The 20,508-nt window shown below is 68.2% G+C and carries 17 protein-coding genes; 3 read left to right on the forward strand and 14 right to left on the reverse strand.

Features of this window, described 5'->3' with window-relative positions; genetic code table 11:
• Window positions 1-18: 18 nt before the first annotated feature.
• The 7 genes from G1H11_RS15755 to G1H11_RS15785 are packed head-to-tail and all read right to left on the reverse strand — an operon-like array spanning window position 19 to window position 8,680.
• Window positions 19-1,470 (reverse strand): aldehyde dehydrogenase family protein, encoded by a 1,452-nt coding sequence (locus G1H11_RS15755; RefSeq protein WP_163819542.1) that lies wholly within the window; start codon window positions 1,468-1,470, stop codon window positions 19-21.
• Window positions 1,467-2,231 (reverse strand): IclR family transcriptional regulator, encoded by a 765-nt coding sequence (locus G1H11_RS15760; RefSeq protein WP_163819543.1) that lies wholly within the window; start codon window positions 2,229-2,231, stop codon window positions 1,467-1,469. The genes G1H11_RS15755 and G1H11_RS15760 overlap by 4 nt, the downstream gene beginning before the upstream one ends.
• Window positions 2,228-3,265: a Gfo/Idh/MocA family protein gene (locus G1H11_RS15765; RefSeq protein WP_163819544.1), complete on the reverse strand. Its 1,038-nt coding sequence runs from the start codon at window positions 3,263-3,265 to the stop codon at window positions 2,228-2,230. The genes G1H11_RS15760 and G1H11_RS15765 overlap by 4 nt, the downstream gene beginning before the upstream one ends.
• A complete protein-coding gene (locus G1H11_RS15770) occupies window positions 3,262-4,242 on the reverse strand; it encodes an ABC transporter ATP-binding protein (protein WP_163819545.1) in 981 nt (326 codons plus the stop codon). Before G1H11_RS15770 ends, G1H11_RS15765 begins: the two co-directional genes overlap by 4 nt.
• Entirely contained in the window at window positions 4,239-6,176 is a 1,938-nt protein-coding gene (locus tag G1H11_RS15775) for a dipeptide/oligopeptide/nickel ABC transporter permease/ATP-binding protein (RefSeq protein WP_163819546.1), read from the reverse strand. The genes G1H11_RS15770 and G1H11_RS15775 overlap by 4 nt, the downstream gene beginning before the upstream one ends.
• Window positions 6,177-7,106, reverse strand: a complete 930-nt coding sequence (locus G1H11_RS15780; protein ID WP_163819547.1) for an ABC transporter permease — start codon at window positions 7,104-7,106, stop codon at window positions 6,177-6,179.
• A gap of 2 nt (window positions 7,107-7,108) precedes the next feature.
• The gene (locus G1H11_RS15785; protein ID WP_246211473.1) at window positions 7,109-8,680 is read right to left on the reverse strand and encodes an ABC transporter substrate-binding protein; all 1,572 of its coding nucleotides are present in this window, start codon (window positions 8,678-8,680) and stop codon (window positions 7,109-7,111) included.
• Between the two features lie 273 nt (window positions 8,681-8,953).
• On the opposite strand from G1H11_RS15785, the gene G1H11_RS15790 reads away from it, so the two are divergent.
• A complete protein-coding gene (locus G1H11_RS15790) occupies window positions 8,954-10,717 on the forward strand; it encodes an FG-GAP-like repeat-containing protein (protein ID WP_163819549.1) in 1,764 nt (587 codons plus the stop codon).
• Between the two features lie 153 nt (window positions 10,718-10,870).
• A complete protein-coding gene (locus G1H11_RS15795; protein WP_163819550.1) occupies window positions 10,871-11,650 on the forward strand; it encodes a creatininase family protein in 780 nt (259 codons plus the stop codon).
• A 44-nt stretch (window positions 11,651-11,694) separates the two neighbouring features.
• On the opposite strand, the gene G1H11_RS15800 is transcribed toward G1H11_RS15795, so the two are convergent.
• From G1H11_RS15800 to G1H11_RS15825, 6 genes are all read right to left on the reverse strand, one after another.
• Window positions 11,695-12,735 carry an SGNH/GDSL hydrolase family protein gene (locus G1H11_RS15800; RefSeq protein WP_163819551.1) on the reverse strand — a complete coding sequence of 347 codons (1,041 nt, stop codon included), beginning with the start codon at window positions 12,733-12,735 and terminating at the stop codon, window positions 11,695-11,697.
• Entirely contained in the window at window positions 12,723-13,715 is a 993-nt protein-coding gene (locus G1H11_RS15805; protein WP_163819552.1) for a Gfo/Idh/MocA family protein, read from the reverse strand. The genes G1H11_RS15800 and G1H11_RS15805 overlap by 13 nt, the downstream gene beginning before the upstream one ends.
• Window positions 13,712-14,743, reverse strand: coding sequence for a Gfo/Idh/MocA family protein (locus G1H11_RS15810; RefSeq protein WP_216843805.1), 1,032 nt, complete (start codon window positions 14,741-14,743; stop codon window positions 13,712-13,714). Before G1H11_RS15810 ends, G1H11_RS15805 begins: the two co-directional genes overlap by 4 nt.
• A gap of 159 nt (window positions 14,744-14,902) precedes the next feature.
• On the reverse strand, window positions 14,903-15,757 hold the full coding sequence (locus G1H11_RS15815; RefSeq protein ID WP_216843806.1) for a polysaccharide lyase family protein: 855 nt from the start codon (window positions 15,755-15,757) through the stop codon (window positions 14,903-14,905).
• Between the two features lie 10 nt (window positions 15,758-15,767).
• Window positions 15,768-17,321 carry an alkaline phosphatase D family protein gene (locus G1H11_RS15820; protein ID WP_163819555.1) on the reverse strand — a complete coding sequence of 518 codons (1,554 nt, stop codon included), beginning with the start codon at window positions 17,319-17,321 and terminating at the stop codon, window positions 15,768-15,770.
• Between the two features lie 172 nt (window positions 17,322-17,493).
• Entirely contained in the window at window positions 17,494-18,783 is a 1,290-nt protein-coding gene (locus tag G1H11_RS15825) for an aspartate aminotransferase family protein (protein ID WP_163819556.1), read from the reverse strand.
• A 225-nt stretch (window positions 18,784-19,008) separates the two neighbouring features.
• On the opposite strand from G1H11_RS15825, the gene G1H11_RS15830 reads away from it, so the two are divergent.
• Window positions 19,009-19,884 (forward strand): fumarylacetoacetate hydrolase family protein, encoded by an 876-nt coding sequence (locus G1H11_RS15830; protein ID WP_216843807.1) that lies wholly within the window; start codon window positions 19,009-19,011, stop codon window positions 19,882-19,884.
• On the opposite strand, the gene G1H11_RS15835 is transcribed toward G1H11_RS15830, so the two are convergent.
• Window positions 19,871-20,482: an HAD family hydrolase gene (locus G1H11_RS15835; RefSeq protein ID WP_163819557.1), complete on the reverse strand. Its 612-nt coding sequence runs from the start codon at window positions 20,480-20,482 to the stop codon at window positions 19,871-19,873. The genes G1H11_RS15830 and G1H11_RS15835 overlap by 14 nt on opposite strands.
• Between the last annotated feature and the right edge of the window lie 26 nt (window positions 20,483-20,508).

The following is a 20,508-nucleotide window of genomic DNA, read 5'->3' on the forward strand; positions in this document are numbered from 1 at the left end:
GTGACACGCTGCTGTGGACTACGGCATCGCGTCGGCAGGCAGAACGAACGTCTGCAGCTGGCTGAGCGCCTCGACGGTGTAGCGGCCGCCGAGCCTTCCGACACCGCTGGCCCGCCCGGAATACCCGCCGAACGGTGTATGCGGCTGCCACGCGGTGGCGACGTCGCCGATGTTGACGACGCCCGCGTCAATCCGGCGGCCAATCGCCAGGGCTCTCGTGACGTCCTCGCCGAGAATGCCCGCGATCAGGCCGAGCCCATGACCGTTGACGAGACCAACGGCTTCGTCATCGGACTCGAACGTCATCAGCGCCGCCACCGGGCCGAACGTCTCCTCCGTGAACGCGAGCATCTCCGGGGTGAGGCCGGTCATGACGGTGGGCTCGTAATACAACGGGGTCGGCCACCCCCCGGCTCGCTTGCCGCCGGTGGTGACCCGCGCTCCTTTCGCGACGGCATCCTCGATGTGGCCGTTCACCTTGGTGACGGTCGGTTCGTTGTTCAGCGGCCCGATCGTGGTCGAAGGGTCGAGCGAAAGCCCGAGCCGCAGAGCTTTGGCCCGCTCGGTCAATGCGTCGGCGAGCTGATCGTGAATGCGCCGGTGGATGACGATCCGCTCGGTCGAGCTGCATATCTGGCCGGCGTTGGCGAACGCGGCTGAGCTCAGCCGGTCCGCCGCCGCGGCCACGTCGACATCGTCGAGCACCACGGTCGCGTTGTTCCCGCCGAGTTCCAGCAGCATCGGCTTGGCGCCGGCGGCGCGGGCGATGGCGTCGCCGGTGCGCGGGCTTCCGGTGAAGCCGATCGCGGAGATCCGCGGGTGTGAGACGAGAGCCGCGCCCGTATCGTGCCCGAGACCGGGGACGAGATTCACCGAACCCGGCGGGAATCCCGCGTCACGAATACAGTCCATCAGGTGAACCGCCGTGAGCGGGGTGAGCTCGGACGGCTTCCACACGATCGCGTTGCCCGCGGCGAGACCTGCGCTCAGGTACTCGGTGGGGATCGTCGCGGGAAAGTTCCAAGGCGTGATCACTGCGAGAACCCCGTGCGGGCGCCGCACCACCACCACCCGGCGCGCGGCGTCGTCGCTGGGCAGGATCTCGTCGGTACTGTGCCGCACGATCTCGGCGGCCTCGTGCCACATGATGACCGCCGTGGCCACTTCGCCCTCCGCCTCGCGCAGCGGCTTTCCCTGTTCACCCGCGAGATCGTGAGCGATCGTCCCGGCCCGCTCGGCGATCAGTTCACCGACGCGGCGCACCAGGCCGGCACGTGCCCGAGGCGTCATCGAGACCAGAACGGCGGCCGCGTGTCCAGCCGCCCGCACGGCCCGATCGACGTCTTCTGGGGTGCCGCGGACCATCGTGGCGAGCTGTTCTCCGGTGGACGGGCTGCGCACCGGCACCGTCTCGCGACCACCGCGGGGACACGCATCACCGTCGATCACCACCGGAACCTCGCGGGTCACAGTGTCTCTCCCATCGCGCCGAAGGCCTCGTCGAACTCGCGGAAGGCGGTGACCACCTGGTGGATCCTCGACATGGGCATGCGATCGGCCGGCGCGCTGAGCGAGACGGCCAGCGGTATCGCCGTGCTGGTGAGGGCGAACGCGACACACCGTGCCCCTACTTCGTTCTCGCCGTTGTTGACCGCGTACCCGGCCCGTCGCACCCGCGCGAGCTCCTGGACATACCGGTCCGGATCGGTGATGGTGCGGCTGGTGAAGCGGGGCATGCCCTGCATCGCGAGGATCTCCCGTACCCGTTCCTCGGGGATCCTCGCGGCCAGCGCCTTGCCGAAAGCGGTGCAATGGATCATCGCGCGTGCTCCGGAGTGGACGTCGACCCGCACGGAGCGATGTGGCCGCACGGTCGCGACGTAGAACGCACGGTGCATGTCCAGCGCACCCATGCTCGCCGTCTCCGTGAACTGGTCGCGGAGCTCTGCGAGCATCGGCTGCGCGCGATGCACCAGCTCGTCCAGGTCACTGGACCAGGGATGACCGAACGATCGTGTCGGAAGGTACGAGCCGCTCGCCGTCCGTGCCACGTAGCCTCGCCGCTCCAGGGTGGCCAGGTACCGGAACACGGACGTCTTGGGCAGGCCGGTCTTCGCCACGAACTCGTTCAGCGTCACCGGCCGTGCCGGGTCGTCGAGGAGCTCAAGGATGTCCAGTGTCCGGTTGACGGCTCGGACACCATAGGGTTCGAGCGTGGTGTCGTCGGTCATCGCGATACCTCGCGCTCTTGCAGCACCGAATTCACGTCCACGAAGGCGTCGTCACCCGCCGCACGCTCGACGGCGTCACAGAGCCTGACCGCCTCGACACCGTCGTCCACGGTGCACAAGGGCTGTGCCTCGGACGTGACCACGTGCACGAAATGATCTACCTGGTTCGCCAGCGCACCTCTGATCTGGCCATGAACGCTCGGCGCGTACCAGGTGTCGAGGGCTGCGAGCCCGGATGGGCCCACCACCGACAGGCCGGTGGGGCCTTGTTCGACACGTGCGTACCCGTGCTCACCGATCACCGTGAAACTTGAGGTGTTGAACGGCGCCGACGTGGCCGGCAGCGACCAGCCGAGCGTGGACGTGCCGTGCGCGCCTCCGGCGAACTCGAGAACGACGGAGTACAGGTCGTCCACGTCGTATCCCGCCGACTTCAGCACGCCGCTGCTGCGCCGGGCGGCCACCCGGGTGACATCCCCCGCGTACCAGCGGGCCAGGTCGAACTCGTGGGACCCGTAGTACAGGGGAAGCGACGTGCGTCCCTGCAGGATCCGCTGGTCGGCGGCGACCCCGATGCGTTCGCTGCGCACCATCTGCACCGCGCCGATCGTGCCGTCGTCGATCGCTGATTTGATCGCCGCGTAGCGCGGCTCGAAGCGCAGGATGTGCGCGGCGAGCACCGGGACACCGGCGCCGGCGGACGCCTCGCGGATGCGTTCGGCCGCCGCGAGTTCATGCGCCAAGGGCTTCTCGATCGCGACCGGCGTGCCCGATTCCAGCGCGGCGACCGCGGCGTCGACGTGCAGGTCCTCGGGGGTACACACCACAATGCCGTCAAGCGTGGGGTCACCCGCCGCTTCACCGGGGTCGGCGGACCACGTCGTTTGAAGATCGTCGGCGGTCTCCTTCGCGTGGCTCTCCCGGACGTCGCACACGACGGCCAACTCCACCCGCGGATGCTCGGTGAGCGCTTGCGCCCACTTGCCGCCCATGAAACCTAGTCCGATCACACCGATCCGGACCTGTGCACTCATTCGGTGCTCCTTCCATAAGACTCCCCACCGAGCGCGAAATGACAAGCCACATGCCTTCCCGGAAGCCACTCAAGCACCGGCGGCGATTCCGCACGGCACAGGTCTTGCGCCATCGGGCAGCGCGGATGGAACGCGCATCCGGGCGGCGGATGCTTGGGATCGGGTGGATCGCCTCGCACCACGATCCGTTCCCGGCCCCGGCGTTCCAGACTTGGCACGGCCGCCATCAACGCACGCGTGTACGGATGCATCGGCTGTCCGTAGACATCGGCGGCGGGCCCCATCTCGACGATCTTGCCGAGGTACATGACCGCGATCCGTTGGCTCACGTAGGTCACGACGCCGATGTCGTGGGAGACGAACAACAGCGTCAGGCCGTGCCGTTCACGCAGGCCGTTGAGCAGATTCAAAATCTGCGCCTGCACCGATACGTCCAGCGCGGAGACCGACTCGTCGGCGATCAGCAGCGACGGCTCGAGCGCGAGCGCACGCGCGATGCTGACTCGCTGACGCTGCCCGCCGCTGAGCTGCCCCGGAAGCTTGTCCGCCACGGCCGCGGGCAGGCCGACGTCGGCGATCAGCCCGTCCACCCGGGCACGAAGCTCGGCGCCGGAGGCGATGCGGTGGATCATCAACGGCTCGGCGATGATGCGGCGTACCTTCATGTGCGGAGGAAGCGACGTGTAGGGATCCTGGAACACGATCTGCACACCACGACGCAGCGTCGCCGCGTCGGTGACGGAGACCGGCCGGCCGTCGAACCGGACCTCCCCGCTGTCGGGCTTCTCCAGCAACACGAGCGTGCGTGCCAGCGTGGACTTGCCGCACCCGCTCTCCCCCACCAGCCCCAGCGTCTCACCGCGTTCCAGCCGCAGGGACACCCCGTCCACGGCGCGCACACTGGCGCCGCGGCGGGCGAACCCGCCGCCGACCGAGTAGTGCTTGCGGACGTCGTCGAGCTCCAGGATCGGTGTCATCGCCGCGTCGCCTCCGTCCTCTCCTCGGTGTACAGGTGGCACGCCGCGGTCCACGCGGGGCTCACGGTCAACGGTTGCGGGCGGTGCGTCCGGCAGACGTCCATGGCGCTGGTGCATCGCGGCGCGAACGGGCAGCCGGTGGACTCCTGCGCCGGGTCGGGCAGCTCGCCGGGAATGGACCGCAGCAAGCTGGTGACACCCGTCTCCGGCCGGGGCACGGACTCCAGCAGCGCCTGGGTGTACGGATGCCGTGGCTCACGCAGCACCTGTTCGGTCGGCCCCGACTCGCACACCTCTCCGGCGTACATCACCACCACGTCGTCGGAGATCTCCCCGATGAGGCCGATGTCATGGCTGATGATCACGATGCTGGTGCCGTGTTCGTCGCGGACCCGCCGCAGCTGATCCAGCACCTGAGCCTGGGTGGTGACGTCCAGTGCGGTGGTCGGCTCGTCGGCGAGCAGCAGCTCCGGTTCGATCGCCATGGTCATGGCGATCATGACTCGCTGATTCTGCCCGCCGCTGAGCCGGAACGGATACTGCTTCATGACGTGGGCCGGATCCGCGAACCCGACGTCGCGGAAGACACGGTCCGAGATCTCCACGGCCGTGCGCCGGTCGATGTCCCGGTGCGTCCTGATCGCCTCCACCATCTGGTAGCCGACGGTCAGGACCGGGTTCAGGGATCCGACCGGGTTCTGGAAGATCATGCCGATGCGCCTGCCACGGATCCGCCGCATCGACCGTTCCGGCACACCGAGCAGGTCGACACCGTCGAACACGGCAGATCCGGCGCTCACCCGCCCGGGCGCGGACAACAATCGCAACAGGGCATACGAGGTGACCGACTTCCCGGAGCCGCTCTCGCCGACGATACCCAGGATCTTGCCTCGTCCGACCGTGAAGCTCACCCCGCGCACCGCCTGCACGACCCGGCCGTCGGCCGCCGGGAACTCCACGCAGAGACCCCGCACGTCGAGCAGCACGTCGCCCGGGACGCTCACCGCGGACGGCGTGCTCGCCGTAGCTGGGCCCGCGGAGGTTGCGCTCAAGGCGGACGCGCCCGGCTGAGTCTCTCGTGGACCGAGGCGGCGCCAACGCGTCGACCACCATCGGCGGCGCGGCTCGACCTGTGCCCGCATCCCCTCCACAGCCAGGTTGATGCACAGGACCGTGAGCATGATGGCGACACCGGGCAGCACCGGAAGCCACGGTGAGACCACCATGTTCTGCCGGCCGTCGGCCAGGATCTGCCCCCACGACACGTGCGGTGACGTCAGCCCGAACCCGAGGAAGCTCAGGGTGGACTCCATCACCACCAGGTGGCTCAGGTCGATCAGGGCAATGGCGGGCATGACGCTGCGAACCTGGGGAAGCACGTAGCGCAGCATCCGCCGCAACGGGCGGGCGCCGATGGTCTCGGCGGCGCGGACGTAGTCCTGCTCTCGTTCGGCGAGCGTCCGTGCCCGCACGACGCGGGCGTACACGATCCACGCCGGAATGCCGAGAACGACGATCAGGTGAACCGGTGACCGCTCGGTCATCATGCCGAGGATCACGATCGCGATGAGGATGAACGGCAATGCGAGCTGGACGTCGCCGAGGCGCATGATGAGGGTATCGGCGAGCCCGCCGAAGAAGCCGGCGATCAGGCCGGTCACCAGTCCCAGGGTCGCTCCGATGAGCATGGCGCATGCGCTGATCAGGACCGACGAACGTGCACCGTAGATCATGCGCGACAGCACGTCGCGGCCCAAGGCGTCCGTGCCCAGGGGGTACGCCCAGTCGCCGCCGTCCCACACCGGGGGCGCCAGGACGTTCGCCAGGTCCTGCGCCGCCGGCTCGTACGGTGCGATCCATGGCGCGGTGACGGCGACGAAGACCAGCAGGCCGATACCGCCGAGCCCGACAATGGCCGCCTTCCGGCGCAGCATCTACGACGCCCTCCTTAGCCTGATACGCGGATCCAACGTCGTGTAGAGCAGATCGACGACGAAGTTGACCAGCACGAAAGCCACCGCGGCGACCAGCACCGCGCCCTGCACCATCGGGAAGTTCCGGCTGGTGAGCGCATCCACGGCGAGCTTGCCGATGCCGGGCCAGTTGAAGATGTTCTCTACGACGTAGGACCCGGCCAGGATCATCCCGGACTGCAGACCGATCAGCGTTACCAGGGGCAGCGAGGCCACCTTGAGGGTGTGGACCAGCAAGACCTTGCGCTGGGCGATGCCGCGGGCGCGCGCCGCGCGGATGTAGTCCTGTTCCAGCGTCTCGATGAAGGACTGCCGGATCGTCCTGATCAGGATCGGCGTGAGCGCCACCGCCATCGTCGTCACCGGGAGCACGAAGCTGGTAGGCCCGGTAAAGTCGACGGCCGGAAGCCATCCGAGCTGCACCGCGAAGATGAGCACCAGCACCACGGCCAGCCAGAAGCTCGGAATGGACTGCGCAAACGCCACATAAACCTGCACCGCGCGGTCGAGCCAGGATCCTCGCGTCAGGGCGGCGCCGATGCCCAGGGCCAGCGCCACCAGGGTCGACACCAGCACCGTGACCGCGGCCAGCATGGCGGTGTTCGGCAAGGCGGCGAACACCACCTGCGCCACCGAATACCCTCCCTGGAAGGACTGGCCCAGGTCGCCGCCGAACAGGTCCCGGAGGAAGTACAGGTACTGGACGTAGATCGGCTCGTCCAGACCCAGCCGCACGCGGGTGGCTTCGACGACGTCGTCCGGCGCGTCCGGCGCGTTCATCAGCCGGGCCGGATCACCCGCGGCGAGCCGCAGCAACAGGAACACCAGCGTCACCACGCAGAGCACGACCACGAGCATCTGCGCGGTGCGCCGGACGATGTACAGAAGCATGCCTACTCGCCGATACTCGCCGGGTAGAAGTTGGTCTCGTAGTTGGGCAGCACCCGCAGCTCGCGGACCCGGTCGGAGTAGGCCACCGTGAAGTCGCTGTTGTACAGCGGTATATGGGGCAGTTCCTCCCACAGATACGCCTGCAGCTCGGCGTAGACGGCTGCACGCTCGTCCGGGTCGACGGTCGTCTTGCCGTCCGCGACCAGCTGATCTATGGTGTCGTCACCGGCTGTCCACCGGTTCGGCGTGGCGTAGATTCCCAACGCGGCGTCCGGGTCACCGCCGCTCGACCAGCTCAGGTGGTAGAGCAGCCCGCTCCCCGACTCACTGTTCGAATCGTCGACCAATCCCGCGACATCGCTCGGCACCACGCGCACGTTCAGCCCGATCTCGTTGAGATTGGCAGCGATGGCTTCTCCCACCTGCTCGGCACGCGGGAGGAATCCGCTGGCCACCCAGAGCTCGAACTCCAGGCCTTCCGCGCCGGCCTCCTGAACCAGCCGCCGCGCCTCGTCCAGGTCCTGGTCGTACGCCGGCGAGCCGCTGGTGTGGTGCAGCGTCGCCTGCGGGGCGAAACTGTCGGCGACGACGCTCTCCCCCATGACGAGGCTGTCCACCAGAGCTTGCCGGTCGATCGCCAGCATGACGGCCCGACGCAATTCCGGACTGTCGTCCCATTCCGGCACCCGGCCGGGTATGGACCACAGGTTCACCTGCTCGCTGGCGGTGGCCGAGATCAGCGAGTAGCCGTCCGCCTCCTCGATGGTGGCGTGCTGCTCGGCCGGCACCCGGTCGATGACGTCGGCCTGCCCGGCCAGCAGAGCGCTGACCCGAGTCTGCGGATCCCCGACGAATTCCCATTCCAACCGCTCGATCTCGGGCGGACCGGCCCAGTAGTCCTGGTTCGCCTCCATGCTCTTCTTCGTCTCGGACTCGTCGACGAGCCGGAACGGGCCGGTGCCGTTCGGATTCTGCGCCAGGGCGTCCGACCCTTCCTCGATGTCCTCGGAGGAGACGATCGGTGTCTGCCGCACGGCGTTCAGCAGCGACGCGAAAGGCCTCTCGGTCACCAGCCGGATCGTGTGGTCGTCGACGACCTCGCCGGTGGTGGGTACCCATCGCGTCTGCAGGACGGTATCCGTGTCCGTCGCGCCGGAGGCGAGCTCGACCGAGGCCTTGACGTCGTCGGCGGTGAACGGTGAACCGTCGTGGAACGTCACGTCGTCGCGTAGCGTGAACTCCCACGTCGTGGCATCGACCTGCTCCCACTCCGTCGCCAATGCCGGCTCCGGCTGGTCGAGTTCTCCACTCGGGAACTGCAGCAACGTGTCGTAGATGTGCGTCTCCAGGCGGGCCTGGCTCTGGGCGGTGCTCTGATACGGGACCCAGTCGGCCCAGAAGTTCTCGGCGATCAGGAACCGCACCGAGTCGTCGCCGCCCGCGTCACCCGGGCTGTCCGCGTCGCCGTCGCCTGCCGCGGCGTTGTTCTCGCCCGGCACCTCGTTGGCCGAGCACGCCGCAATCAACACCGCAGCGGTCGCAGCCCCTATGCACCATCTGAGCTTGCCTCGCATGGTCACCTCGCGTTCCATTCGCCGGAAACGGCTACTGGCTTATTGGGAACCTTTGGGAGACGTTCAACCTGCCACCTTGCTATCACCAGCGTCAACATCACCAGCCACGAAAACGCAGGCCATTCCATCAAATGGAACGGCCCGTGGAAGGCCGTTGACTTCGAACCGACGGCGCTGCAAGCCTTCATGTCATTCGCCAGCACCAGTGTTCCGCCACGCGGTTTCGGACCGGTTAACGCCGCCGCCGCGGTATCCAACTCAACCGGAGGTGTTGTGTTCAGCAGACGACGATTCGCCATCGCGGTCCTCGCGCCCTGCGTCGTCATGACGGGCGTGCCAGCCGTGGCATCCGGCGACGACGACATGCCCGCGCGTGACAGCGGCGACCATGGATCCCGCCCTGGCACCGGCTACTCGATCTCGGTCGAGGAACAGACGACGGAGAAGGGGCTGTGGGACCCACTGCTGGGGATGTTCGCCCACGCGGCGTCCGCCGGAGATGTCAACGACGACGGCTGGGTCGATCTGTACGTCGGGACCTTCTACAAGGAGCTCCCGTGGGAACGATTCTTCCGGGGAGAGATCGACGATCGCGGCGCCACGGAGATATCGCCGGACCGGCTGCTCCTCGGCGGGCCTGACGGCTTCGAACCCGACCCGACGTTCCCCGAGATGCGCGACGGCAGCTCAAGCGGGTCGGTCTTCGCCGACCTCGACAACGACGGAGATCTCGACCTGCTCGTCTCGCACTACTACCCGTACGAGTTCGCCAGCCAGGATCCCACGAACGGCCAGCAGGTCGTGGCTCTGCGCAACGACGACGGCCAGTTCACCCGAGTCGGCCAGGTAGCCGGTGAGATCGCCGCGCGCTCGATCGCCGTGGCCGACTTCGACGGTGACGGCAATCAGGACTTCTTCGTCATCGAAGACGTCTACTACGAAGACGCGCTCGGCCCGGCGTCGGGCCGCCTCTACCTGGGCAATGGAGACTTCCAGTTCGACGAGGCCACCGCGGCCACGGGTCTGCCTGACGACCTCAGCGGACTTGGCGTCGTCGCCGCCGACCTCAACGCCGACGGCTGGCCGGACCTCTTCATCTCGGGCTCCCTGCGAGACAAGGACGTGCCCGAGGGCGAAGGGATTCACCAGCGTGCCCGCATCTTCGTCAACGACGGGGACGGTGGCTTCATCGAGGCGGACGCGAGCGAGTTCACGATGGTCAGCCAGCTGTGGCGGGATGAGTCGGCCGGTGTGACGGTCGGTGACCTCAACCGCGACGGGCGGCACGACCTCGTCGTCGGGTCGCATCCCTATCCGGCGCTGGCCACCCTCTGGCCGCAACCCGTGCACATCTACCTCAATCAGGGCAACGACGAGAACGGCATGCCGATGTTCACCGACGTTACCGCCGAGACCGGGATCGGCCCCGTCGACGGCAAACCGGCGCACGTCACGCTGGCCGACATGGACAACGACGGCTGGCTGGACATCGTGACCGGCGTCTCCGTCGGCGACGGCACCGAGCCGGCGATCTTCAGGCATGCCGGTCTCGACGACGGGATTCCGCAGTTCGACACCCCATGGGGGCTCAACGACGAACGGCAGCCCACCCCCGAGGTGGCCGAGTGGGAGCGCATCGGCATCCCGCGGTACTGGCCGACCGGAGTCAACGCCGATTTCAACAACGACGGCCGGGTCGACCTGTTCGGCGTCGAGTGGTTCCCGGACCTGCCGTCGCGCTACTGGGAGAACACCTCCGCCGCCGGCAACTGGCTCAAGGTCAAGGTCTCGTCCGGCTCCCCGCTGGGCTCCACGGTCAACGTCTATCGCCCCGGAGACCGGCAACGCGGCAAGCCGCCGATCTTCAGCCGGCAGATCGTGTCCACCGAGGGCTACGGTGGCGGGGCGTTGCAGACACAGCACGTCGGACTCGGCCGGCTCCGCGCCGCCGAGATCGAGGTGATCGGTCCGGCGCCGGAACGAGACAGCGCGCGGCGCTACGCCAGGGCCGGCGAGACAGTCCAGATCGACCTCTGACGAGCCGGTCCTTCGGATCCGTCTGCCGCTTGGGTGACCCAGCGTCGCTCGAGCGGCAGACTGGTACGGTCCCGGCCGGGAGGCACGCACTCGGCGATACTCGCCGCCGCTGTGACGCGAGAGTCGCAGCTCGCAAGAAGGAAGGAGACCGACATGGCTGCCAACGACACTGCGGTCCGGCTGGCCGATCTCACCACCGAGGATGCTCAAGCCGCTCAGCGAGCCGCGAAGGTCGCCGTCCTTCCCGTCGGGGCCGTGGAGCAGCACGGCCCGCACCTCACCGTCCTCACCGACGCGCGCATCGCCGAGGCCTTCGCCGACCGGCTGGGCGCCTCGCTCGGCGGCGATGCCGTCGTCTGCCCCCTCCTCCCCTACGGACTCTCCGAACATCACGAGCGATTCGCCGGCACCCTCACACTCACGCCGACGACGTTCATCGCCGTCATGCTGGACCTGGTCGCCACCCTCAAAGCGCAAGGGTTCACCAGGGTCGTGATCGTCAACGGCCATGGCGGCAACATGGAGGCGCTCACCCTTGTGGCGCGGCGCGCACGCAGCGAGCTCGACGTGCTCGTCGCGTCGATGATGTGGGCCAAGCTCGCCCGCGATGTCTGCGCGGAAGAAGCCGCGGGATCGGCGTACGGGCACGCGTGCGAGCTGGAGACCTCACTGGCGATGGTACTCGCGCCCGAACTCGTCAAGGCCGGCCGTGTGCGGCCCGCGGGAGTCCGCTCGGACCCACACCCCCTGTCCGCGCCGCACGGCTACGTCGACATCGCCGTCCGGTTCGACGAACTCACCACCGACGGCGTCTACGGCGATCCCACGAAAGCCAGCCGGGAGGTCGGCGAACGCATCCTGGCCGCGGCTCTGGAACGAGCCGTGACCTTCACCCGCCATTTCATCGGCAGTGGAGAGTCGCGCCTCCCATGATCATTGACGATCGCGTACAGCCGCGTGTAGGCAATCGCCAATGATCATGGGGACATGACCGTGCGGATCGCCGGCGCGATAGACGCGGCCATGTGCGCGTAGCCCGCGGAGCCCGGGTGCACATGGTCGATGAGCAGGTGCGCCTGCTCCGCACCGAAGACGTCACGTCCGTCCAGGATATGGAGGTCGTCGTCGCCGTGCTCGCGCAAGAGCCTGGCCGCCTCCGCCACGTAGTCGCGCACCTGCGCCAGCGTCATGCCCGTCTTGCCTACGAGGTCCTCCCGCGAAGGGGCGGCGATGGGCGAGATCACCAGGATGGGCACCCCTGGGTGACCGTCGCGGATGGTGCTGAGCAGGCCGAGCACCGCTGGCAGGAAGGAGCGCTCGTTGAACGAGCCGTTGCCGTAGACGTTGATACCCAGGCACGTGACGATCACGTCGGCCGGCATGTCGCGGATCATCCTGGCGATCATCGGGTCCAGGTGACACTGGTTGCCGTAGCCCAGGCAGGTCAGGTCCATGTCCAGGTCACGCGCCACCAGTGCCGGCCAGGTGCGCGTCGGCGACGCCGCCGTCCGGCATTGTGTGATGGAGCTGCCGTAGGTGATCAGCTTGGGCCGTCGCGGCCGAGGGTCCACTCGCCACAGCCGCGCGTCGCCGGCGATCTCAAGGGAGGACAACCGGAAGTCGCCGAACTGCGGCAGCCACAGCTCCACCGTCTTCTGCCCCGCCGGCAGGTCGAAGCCGAAGTCACCGTCCGGCGTGACCGGCGACGACGAGAAGTAACGCCCGTCCACGACCAGGTCCACCGGGGACGCCTCGTCCGCCGTCGCGTCGCCCAGATCGGCGACGACCGCCCGTCCACGCAGCGCCGCCGCGTCCGTTCCGAGGACGATCCGGACGCCGGCCTGCATCAGCGCCCGCTGACGCAGGCCTTCACCAGGGAACAGTGCGAGCCTGCTGAGCGGCAGCCGCCACGCCCGCGACCACTCCCCCGTATGCTCCAGGTCGACGGCGCCTTCCCACGTCAGGACGTCGTCGTCGGCCCGAAGCACTCGGCCGGGCCGACAGCTCAGATCCGCCATCGCTCGACCGCGCCACCCTGGTCAGCGCTGCGCTGTGCGAGCAGGGCGACCCTCGTGGCGTCGAAGGATTCGGCGTTGCCGATCTCCGGGCGCTCGCCGGCCAGCAATGCGTCGAAGAAGTCCTCAGCCGGCCGGCGCTTCGGGGGCAACGGCTCCAGCCAGGTATCGCGGTCATGTGTGGCGACTTCCAGCTCACCCTCCGTCCAGCGCATCTCCGCCGTGCCGCGGGTGCCGACCAGCCGCATCTGGTAGCGGCCATTGCTGGAGTCCGCCTCCGGCGCGAGCCAGTGCGCGTCGATGGTGGCGGTCACCGGCCCGGCCCGAAGCAGCATGGCCGCGTGGTCGTGGAACTCGGGGTATTGCGGATATCCGCGCTTGCCGCTGATGCCGACGACGTCGCCTTCCCGAGCTCCGGTCAGAGCCAGCACCATGTCGACGTCGTGGACGGCGAGATCGGCCAGCACGCCACCGTAGGCAGGCGTGAAGAACCACGGCGGCCGGGACCGGTGCCGCAGTGCGTGCGGCCCGGTGCTGGCGATCAGGGACAGCTCCCCCAGCGTTCCGGCTTCGACAAGGCGGCGGGCGGCCAGCGTGACCGGATGATTGCGCTTCTCGAACAACACCGAGACCATGCCTCGTGCCCCGGCCACGGCATCCTCGATGGCGGTGAGCTGTTCGAGCGACGTACACAGGGGCTTGTCCGCGAGGACGTGCGCCCCGGCTCGCAGCGCGTCCACGACCACCTCGGCCCGGTCGCCGAAGACGCCGTTTGCTGCCACGACGTCGACGTCGTGCTTCTCCAGCAGTTGCCTGTGGTCGGCGTAGGCAGGCACGTCGCCGATGCTCTCGGCATAGGTCGCGAGGTTGGCCGGATCTGGGTCGGATACGGCGACCAGCTCCACCTCCGGCCGGTGTGGCAGCTCTGAGAAGATGTAGGTGACGTGCGGGTGGGCCATACCGGCCACGGCCAGGCGAATCATGAGATCTCCTCCAAAGTCACGGCGCGTCCGGTCTCGGCCGCCTCGTAGATGCCGCACAGCAGCTGGACGGTTCGCAGGCCGTCCCGTGCGCCGATCTCCGGCGCGCGTCCGGTCCTGTAGGCGTCGACGATGTCCCGCCACTGTGCCAGGTGGCCGGCCAGGCCGATGGCCGACGGGTCGGACGCGCCGCTGCCCGGCCCGTGGTCCGGTTCCGGCGGTGCCGGGACGCCGTCGAAGTCCCAGGCGGCGACGTCGCTGTTGGCGAACTCCGCCGCGCCCCGGCCGGTGAACAGCTTCATGGTGGCAGGCCTGCCCGGAGGGGTCGCCGTCGATGTCACCACGGCTCCCAGAGCGCCGGAAGCGAACTGCAGGGTGGCGACGGTGGTGTCCTCGGCGTCGAACCGGTGCCCCAGGGTGGCGTACTGCGCGGTGACCCGAGTCACCGGGCCCATGAGCCACGCGAGCAGGTCCACGCTGTGCAGACCCTGGTTCATCAGCGATCCGCCACCCTGGTCCTGCTGGGCGCGCCAGGACGCATGAGCGTAGTAGGCGTCGTCGCGAAGCCAGTGCACGAACGCCTCGCCCAGGACGGGCCGCCCGAGCGTGCCGTCGTCGAGCAGCCGCTTGAGGTACTGGCTCTGCGGCTCGAGACGGCGCTGGGAGATCACACTGACGAAACGGCGCCGCTGCTCGGACACCCGGACGATCTCCTCGGCGGAGGCGACGTCGACGCTCAGCGGTTTCTCCACCACCACGTGTTTGCCGGCCCGCAAGGCATCGAGGGTCTGCTCGCCGTGCAGGCCGCTGGGAGTGCACAGAACGACGAGATCGACCTCGGGATGAGCGATGACCTCCTCGGGGCTCAGATGGGCGGCGTCCGCGTGCCCCAGATCGCGCAGTGTCGCCGGCGCACCTCCGCTGGCGGCGACCAGCCGAGCCAATCCCCCGAGATGCCCCAGGACTTCGACGTGCCGGACGCCGATGGTTCCCAGCCCGACAACGCCTACACCGATCGGTTCGCCGCTCACCGCGCTCCTTTCGCTCATGTGCCGCGCAGCCCGATGGCGCTCAGCCGCAGCACACTTTCGTCGGCTCCGCTGGGCACAGGGTACTGGCGACGCCACCGCGACTGCAACCGCTTGCATGACGATCGCGGCCACGCCCCGCGGTGAACACGGACCTGATTGCTAATGCCCTGCGCGGGCGAACACTCCGATCGCGTCGTAGGCGATCCAGGAACCGTCGTCCTTGAACAGCTCGAGCGTGTTCTCCCCGGCGACGAAGAGGCCAGCCGCCAGGGGACGCTCGAGGTACGAGGGCTTGAGCGGAGAGCCGGGCACGGTGCTGTCGCCTTGGGTCGAGCCTTTGGTGGCACCGCCTTCGAACGTCAGCCGGTCGACGCTTGTGCCATTGACGGTGAGAACGGCCGAGCCGGGTATCGACGCGTGACTGTCGATCAGCCACAGGGCAAGATCGACGTCGTGGGCGGGCACCTCGTCGAGCTCGAAGCGCAGCCGGAACAGATGATTGCGTCGCCCGGCCCACGAGTCGGCGGGGCCGGGCTGCAGATAGCTCCACCCGGTGCCCACGACGTCCGTGCCGTAGGAGAAGTCCACACCGTTCGGGAAGGTCGCGTTGTACTGGGAGGAGCCGGCCGGTGACAACGCGAACTCCAGGCCTTTGCCGTCGAACTCGCCGACGACGGCCAGGGGCGAGCCGGAGACACTGACGGACTCGCGGCTGGTGACGGCGACGAGAGTCGACGGGCGACTGCGCGAGCCGGCTGCGTCGACGGTGACCACGCGGTAGACCCATCGCTCCGACGCACCGCCGAGGCCGCGATGCACGAAGTGTGGATAGACGGTCTTGGTCAGCAGCGTTCCCGGCTCCACCTCGACGTCATCGGCGTCGCGGGTTCCGTACACGGCATAGTGATCGACGACGGTCTCCCACGGCTCCGGCGTCCAGTCGAGGACGATCCGCGCCAGCTTGCCTTCCCCCTGGAGCCCGGTGATGGGACGTACCTTCGAGGCGGTGGTCACACTCATCTCCTCATCCCTGCTTTTCCAACCCGGGACTCCCGGCGGGGGTCACGAACCTGGCGACGGTCTCCAGCGGCGCGTCGGCGTCTGCCCGGATCCACGAGACGATCTTGAACTCTGAAGTCAGCTCGTCCGGTGTCATCCGGCAGTGCACGTATCCGCGCCGGCCGTCGTAGAGCTTCACGTACGGGTGCTGAATCCAGTCGGGCGTGTACCCGTCCGTCGGTGCGCCGTCCCCGTCCGAGGCGATAGACGTGCAGATCAGCTCCACCCCCACGGTCTCGGATGACGGGTCGGCGAAGTCCGCCTTCAGCTCAGCAGCGACATGCCGGTGAATGTCGCCGGTCAGCACCACAGGGTTGCCGGTCTGCTGCATGGCCCCGATCAACCGCTGCCGCGCCGCAGGGTACCCGTCCCACTGGTCGGTGCGGTCCTCGGTGATCGCCGACACGGTGACACCGTTCACGAGCACGTTCCACGTCGCGGGCGAGCCGATCATCCCGTCGTACAGCCACTGCTCCTGCTCGTGTCCGAGGATCGTGCGCTGCTCGTCGTACTGGTCGCCGGCGTCGGCGGGCGGCGCATCACGGTACTGGCGGGTGTCGAGGATATTGAACCGAGCCAGCGATCCCACATCGAAGCGCCGATACAGCGCGGTGTCAGGGCCGTCGGGCATCGTGGACAGCGACAACGGCAGGTTCTCGTAGAACGCGCGGTAGCCGACGGCACGCAGATGGACGAAATGTTCAGGGCTGACGCCGTATCGGGAGCCGTCCGCGCCGTAGTTGTTCTGCACCTCGTGGTCGTCCCACGTCACCACCCATGGAGCGAGGGCGTGCGCTGCCTGCAAGTGTGGGTCGGACTTGAACAGCGAGTAGCGCAGCCGGAACTGCTCCAGCGTCTCGATGTCAACAGCATGCTCCGGTGTCACCGAGGCACCCGCACGCCAGAGGTTGGCGCTGGTGATGCCGTATTCGTAGATGTAGTCGCCGACAAAGAAGACCGCATCGAGTTCCTCGGCGGCCATATGCCGGTATGCGCTGAAATGGCCGTGGTACCACGCCTGGCAGGATGCGGTGGCGAAGCTGAACGACGAGGCGAGCTCGCCGCGCGCCGGCAGCGTCTTGGTCCGCCCGACGGGGCTGGTCTCCCGCCCCGCCTTGAAACGGTAGAAGTACTCCCGGCCGGGCTGCAGGCCGTCGACCTGAGGGTGCACCGCATGCGACAGCTCGGGCGACGCCACCGCCGTGCCGCGCCGGACGACGCGGCGGAAACTCTCGTCCGTTGACATCTCCCACTGCACAGGCACCGGTCGACGCGGCATCCCACCGTGACCGTCGGGCGCCAGCGGTTCCGGTGCGAGTCTCGTCCACAGCACCACGCTGCGCGGTCCGGGCTCGCCTGAGGCGACGCCCAGACCGAACGCCCCCTCGGGCACCGGAGTGCGTTCGTCCGCGAACGCTTCGGGCGCAGAGATGCCCAGCGCGACGGCGGCCGAGCTGACCCCGCTGAGCTGAAGAAATGTTCGCCGGTCGAGCATCGGTCGTTCACGTCGCTGCGCCATGGGCCTCCGATCGCCGGGCTTGGGATGCCTACGTTGCCCGGCTGACATGGACAGAGAGAAACAATGAAGAAAAATATAGACCTTTGGCCCATGTCTGAACAGAGAAAATGGAGATCGCGGCGGCATGCAGAGTCTTCGAACGCGCCGCCGTTGCCGCACGGCGGCTCTGCCCTCACATCCGGCTGAGCGCGTTCTCAAAGGCCACCAGGGTCGCGTCGACGTCGTCATCGGTGTGCGCGGCCGACAGGAACCACAGGCCTCGGGGAACCATGTTGATCCCCTCGTCCAGGAGCAGCCCGTGCAGCCGGGCCATCGCCGGTCTGCCCGCCGCGGCGAACTCCCGGTAGTTCCGCACGTCCGGCGCGTCGGTCAGATAGGTCTGGAACAGATGCCCGGTGCCCTGGACGAGCATCGGGACGCCGAGTCGTGCGGCGATTCCCGACATCCCGTCCATCAGCCGTCTGCCCAGGCGCTCCATCTCCGGATAGATATCGTCGCGTTTCTCGTCGAGGATCTCGAGCACGGCACGGGCACCGGCCATCGCCACGGGGTGGGAGTTGAAGGTGCCGGCGTGCGACACCTTCCCCGAGACGATCGACTCCATCACCTCGGCCTTACCGGCCAGTGCGGACACCTGCATCCCCCCGGCCATCGCCTTGCCGAAGACACCGATGTCTGGGGTGATGCGCAGCCGCTCCTGCGCGCCGCCGGGCGCCACCCGGAAGCCGGTGATCACCTCGTCGAAGATCAGCAGGATTCCTTCGTCGTCACAGATCTGCCGGACCGCCGCGAGGTAGGCGTCGTCCGGGGTGATGGCGCCCGAGTTACACAGCACCGGCTCCATCACCACGGCGGCGATCTCACCGCGGTGCTGGGCGATGGCGGCGGTGAACGCCTCCAGGTCGTTCCACGGCGCCAGCACCAGGTCGGCGGCCTGCTCCGGAAGCTGTCCGCCAGAACCCGGGACAAGGACCGGACGCTCCGCCGGTCCCGCCTGGTCGAGCGGCGGATGCACACTGAACAGCACGGGATCGAACCAGCCGTGGTAGTGGCCCTCGAACTTGACGACCTTGGGGCGCCCGGTGTGGCCTCGCGCTAGCCGGAGCGCCGCATGCGCGGCCTCGGACCCGACGGAGTTGAAGCGGACCAGCTCGGCACATGGGACCATCGACTGGAGCCGCTCGGCCACCTCGATCTCGGTCAGATGCTGCGCCGAGTAGGTGACGCCGCGGCGCATCTGCGCCGCCACCGCGTCTGCCAGCGCTGCTGGACTGTGTCCGAGGATGGCCGGCCCCTGACCGAGCACGTAGTCGATGTAGGAGTTGCCGTCCACGTCCCACAACCGGCTCCCGCTGGCGTGGTCGACATAGAGCGGCGTACCGGGCAGGCGACGTGCGTCGCTCGACACTCCGCCCGCGATCACCGCGCGGGCTCGCGCATACAGCGCGTCGCTGTGTTCCAAACTCCGAGCCACCTCTTGGCCTCCAACCTCTCCGCCGGGGTGCTATGTAGCGAACACTAGGCAGGCGATCTCGGTCCGCGTCAACCAATGCCGCATCAACGGTGCACCGTTCGCATCGGCATGTTCTTGCCCGTCCCGTCCTGCCGTGCTGGGCTGGTGTTCGCGTATCCCGAAGCCGTGGGCCAGGCCTGCGGCTTTCCTCCCCGATCGAGAGAAGGAATCCGCATGCACCTCGGACGCATCCGCCGATCTCCAGGCGAGCCGGTGGAGCTCGCCGCGTGGCACGCCGAGCACGGTTTGGTGTCGTTGCGGCGGCTGGCTCCGGACGTCGACGGTGATCCGCTGGCCCTGCTGAGCCGCTACGGCACCGACGCGGCCGCTGAGCTCGTGCGCGCTGCCCAGGAGCAGGCGGCCGGCGACGACGTCCTCGATGAGGACGCGGTGATCTTCGAGCCTCCGGTGGCGCGCTGCGGCAAGGTCTGCTGCATGGCGCTCAATTACCGCGCGCACGCCGAAGAGAGCGGCCTGGAGGTGCCGCCGGACCCCGTCCTGTTCTTCAAGCCGTCGTCGGCCCTGACCGGGCATCGGGCCGACATCCGGCCGCCGGCCCGCACCAAGCACGTGGAGCACGAGGTCGAGCTCGCCGTCGTGATCGGCACCCGGTGCCGGGACGTTCCCGCCGACGAGTGGCGCAGCGTCGTGGCCGGCTACACCATCGTCAACGACCTGACCGCCCGGGACCTGCAGCTGATCAATCACGAGCGCAACGTCCCCTGGGACCAGTCCAAGGGCTTCGACGGCTTCGCGCCGCTCGGCCCGTATCTGGTCACCGCCGACGCGGTGCCCGACCCGAGCCGCCTCGAGATGACCTTGACCATCGACGGTGAGGTGCGGCAGCAGGCGCACACCTCCCAGATGGTCTTCGGTCTCCCGAGGCTGATCGAGGACCTGACGGACGGCATGACGCTGGAACCGGGTGACGTCATCGCCACCGGAACGACCGCCGGTATCGCTCCGGTGGCGGACGGCGACGTGATGCACGCGACCATCACGGGCTTCGGCACGCTTTCCAACCGCGTTGTGATCGCTAGCGAGGCTTGATGCCGAGTTCAGTAAGGGCGTCTGCCAGTCGCGACGCCGGCTTCCACCAGAATGCCTGCCAGCCTTGGCTCCGGGCGACCTCGACATTCTGGGCGCTGTCGTCGATCAGGCAGTGCTCAGCAGGCTGGAGCCTTGTCCGCGACTCGACGACGCGGTAGAAGGCGGCCTCGGACTTCAGGGCGCCGACGTCCGCCGCATAGTGCATGGCAGCGAAGTGGTCCACCAGGCCGAGCGTCTCCCACAGGTAGCGCGCCCGGTGGTGTTCCTGGACGGTGGCCAGGTGCAGTTCAAGCCCACGTGCCCTTGCCTCGGCGAGGTCGGTGAGCAGTTGGTAGTCGAGTATGGCGTCCTGCCTGAACCAGTAGTCGACCAGTTCGCGCGAGGACACGTTGCCGAGCTGAGGCAGTACCGCATCGAGGCGATCGAACAGCTCGGCCCGGCCGGTCACGACCTCGTCGAAATGCACTCGGAAGAACGCCGCTTGGAGCAGGGCCGGGTCGATCCCGAGGTCGGTCGCGAGGTCCGCATGCCACGGCCGCCCGTCCGGCCGGTGGACCAACACGCCGTCGACATCGACCATCAGCACGCGCACAGCCATGGTCACAGACGCTACCCGAGACGCCG

Origin of the sequence: Phytoactinopolyspora alkaliphila, assembly GCF_010550695.1 — a bacterium.
Lineage (GTDB): Bacteria > Actinomycetota > Actinomycetes > Jiangellales > Jiangellaceae > Phytoactinopolyspora > Phytoactinopolyspora alkaliphila.

Coding starts and splice junctions, on each gene's coding strand:
- G1H11_RS15760 (WP_163819543.1), bottom strand. CDS start 2,231: ATGACCGACGACACCACGCTCGAACCCTATGGTGTCCGAGCCGTCAAC.
- G1H11_RS15820 (WP_163819555.1), bottom strand. CDS start 17,321: ATGGCGCAGCGACGTGAACGACCGATGCTCGACCGGCGAACATTTCTT.
- G1H11_RS15785 (WP_246211473.1), bottom strand. CDS start 8,680: ATGCGAGGCAAGCTCAGATGGTGCATAGGGGCTGCGACCGCTGCGGTG.
- G1H11_RS15775 (WP_163819546.1), bottom strand. CDS start 6,176: ATGCTGCGCCGGAAGGCGGCCATTGTCGGGCTCGGCGGTATCGGCCTG.
- G1H11_RS15765 (WP_163819544.1), bottom strand. CDS start 3,265: ATGAGTGCACAGGTCCGGATCGGTGTGATCGGACTAGGTTTCATGGGC.
- G1H11_RS15795 (WP_163819550.1), top strand. CDS start 10,871: ATGGCTGCCAACGACACTGCGGTCCGGCTGGCCGATCTCACCACCGAG.
- G1H11_RS15770 (WP_163819545.1), bottom strand. CDS start 4,242: ATGACACCGATCCTGGAGCTCGACGACGTCCGCAAGCACTACTCGGTC.
- G1H11_RS15830 (WP_216843807.1), top strand. CDS start 19,009: ATGCACCTCGGACGCATCCGCCGATCTCCAGGCGAGCCGGTGGAGCTC.
- G1H11_RS15800 (WP_163819551.1), bottom strand. CDS start 12,735: ATGGCGGATCTGAGCTGTCGGCCCGGCCGAGTGCTTCGGGCCGACGAC.
- G1H11_RS15805 (WP_163819552.1), bottom strand. CDS start 13,715: ATGATTCGCCTGGCCGTGGCCGGTATGGCCCACCCGCACGTCACCTAC.
- G1H11_RS15835 (WP_163819557.1), bottom strand. CDS start 20,482: ATGGCTGTGCGCGTGCTGATGGTCGATGTCGACGGCGTGTTGGTCCAC.
- G1H11_RS15780 (WP_163819547.1), bottom strand. CDS start 7,106: ATGCTTCTGTACATCGTCCGGCGCACCGCGCAGATGCTCGTGGTCGTG.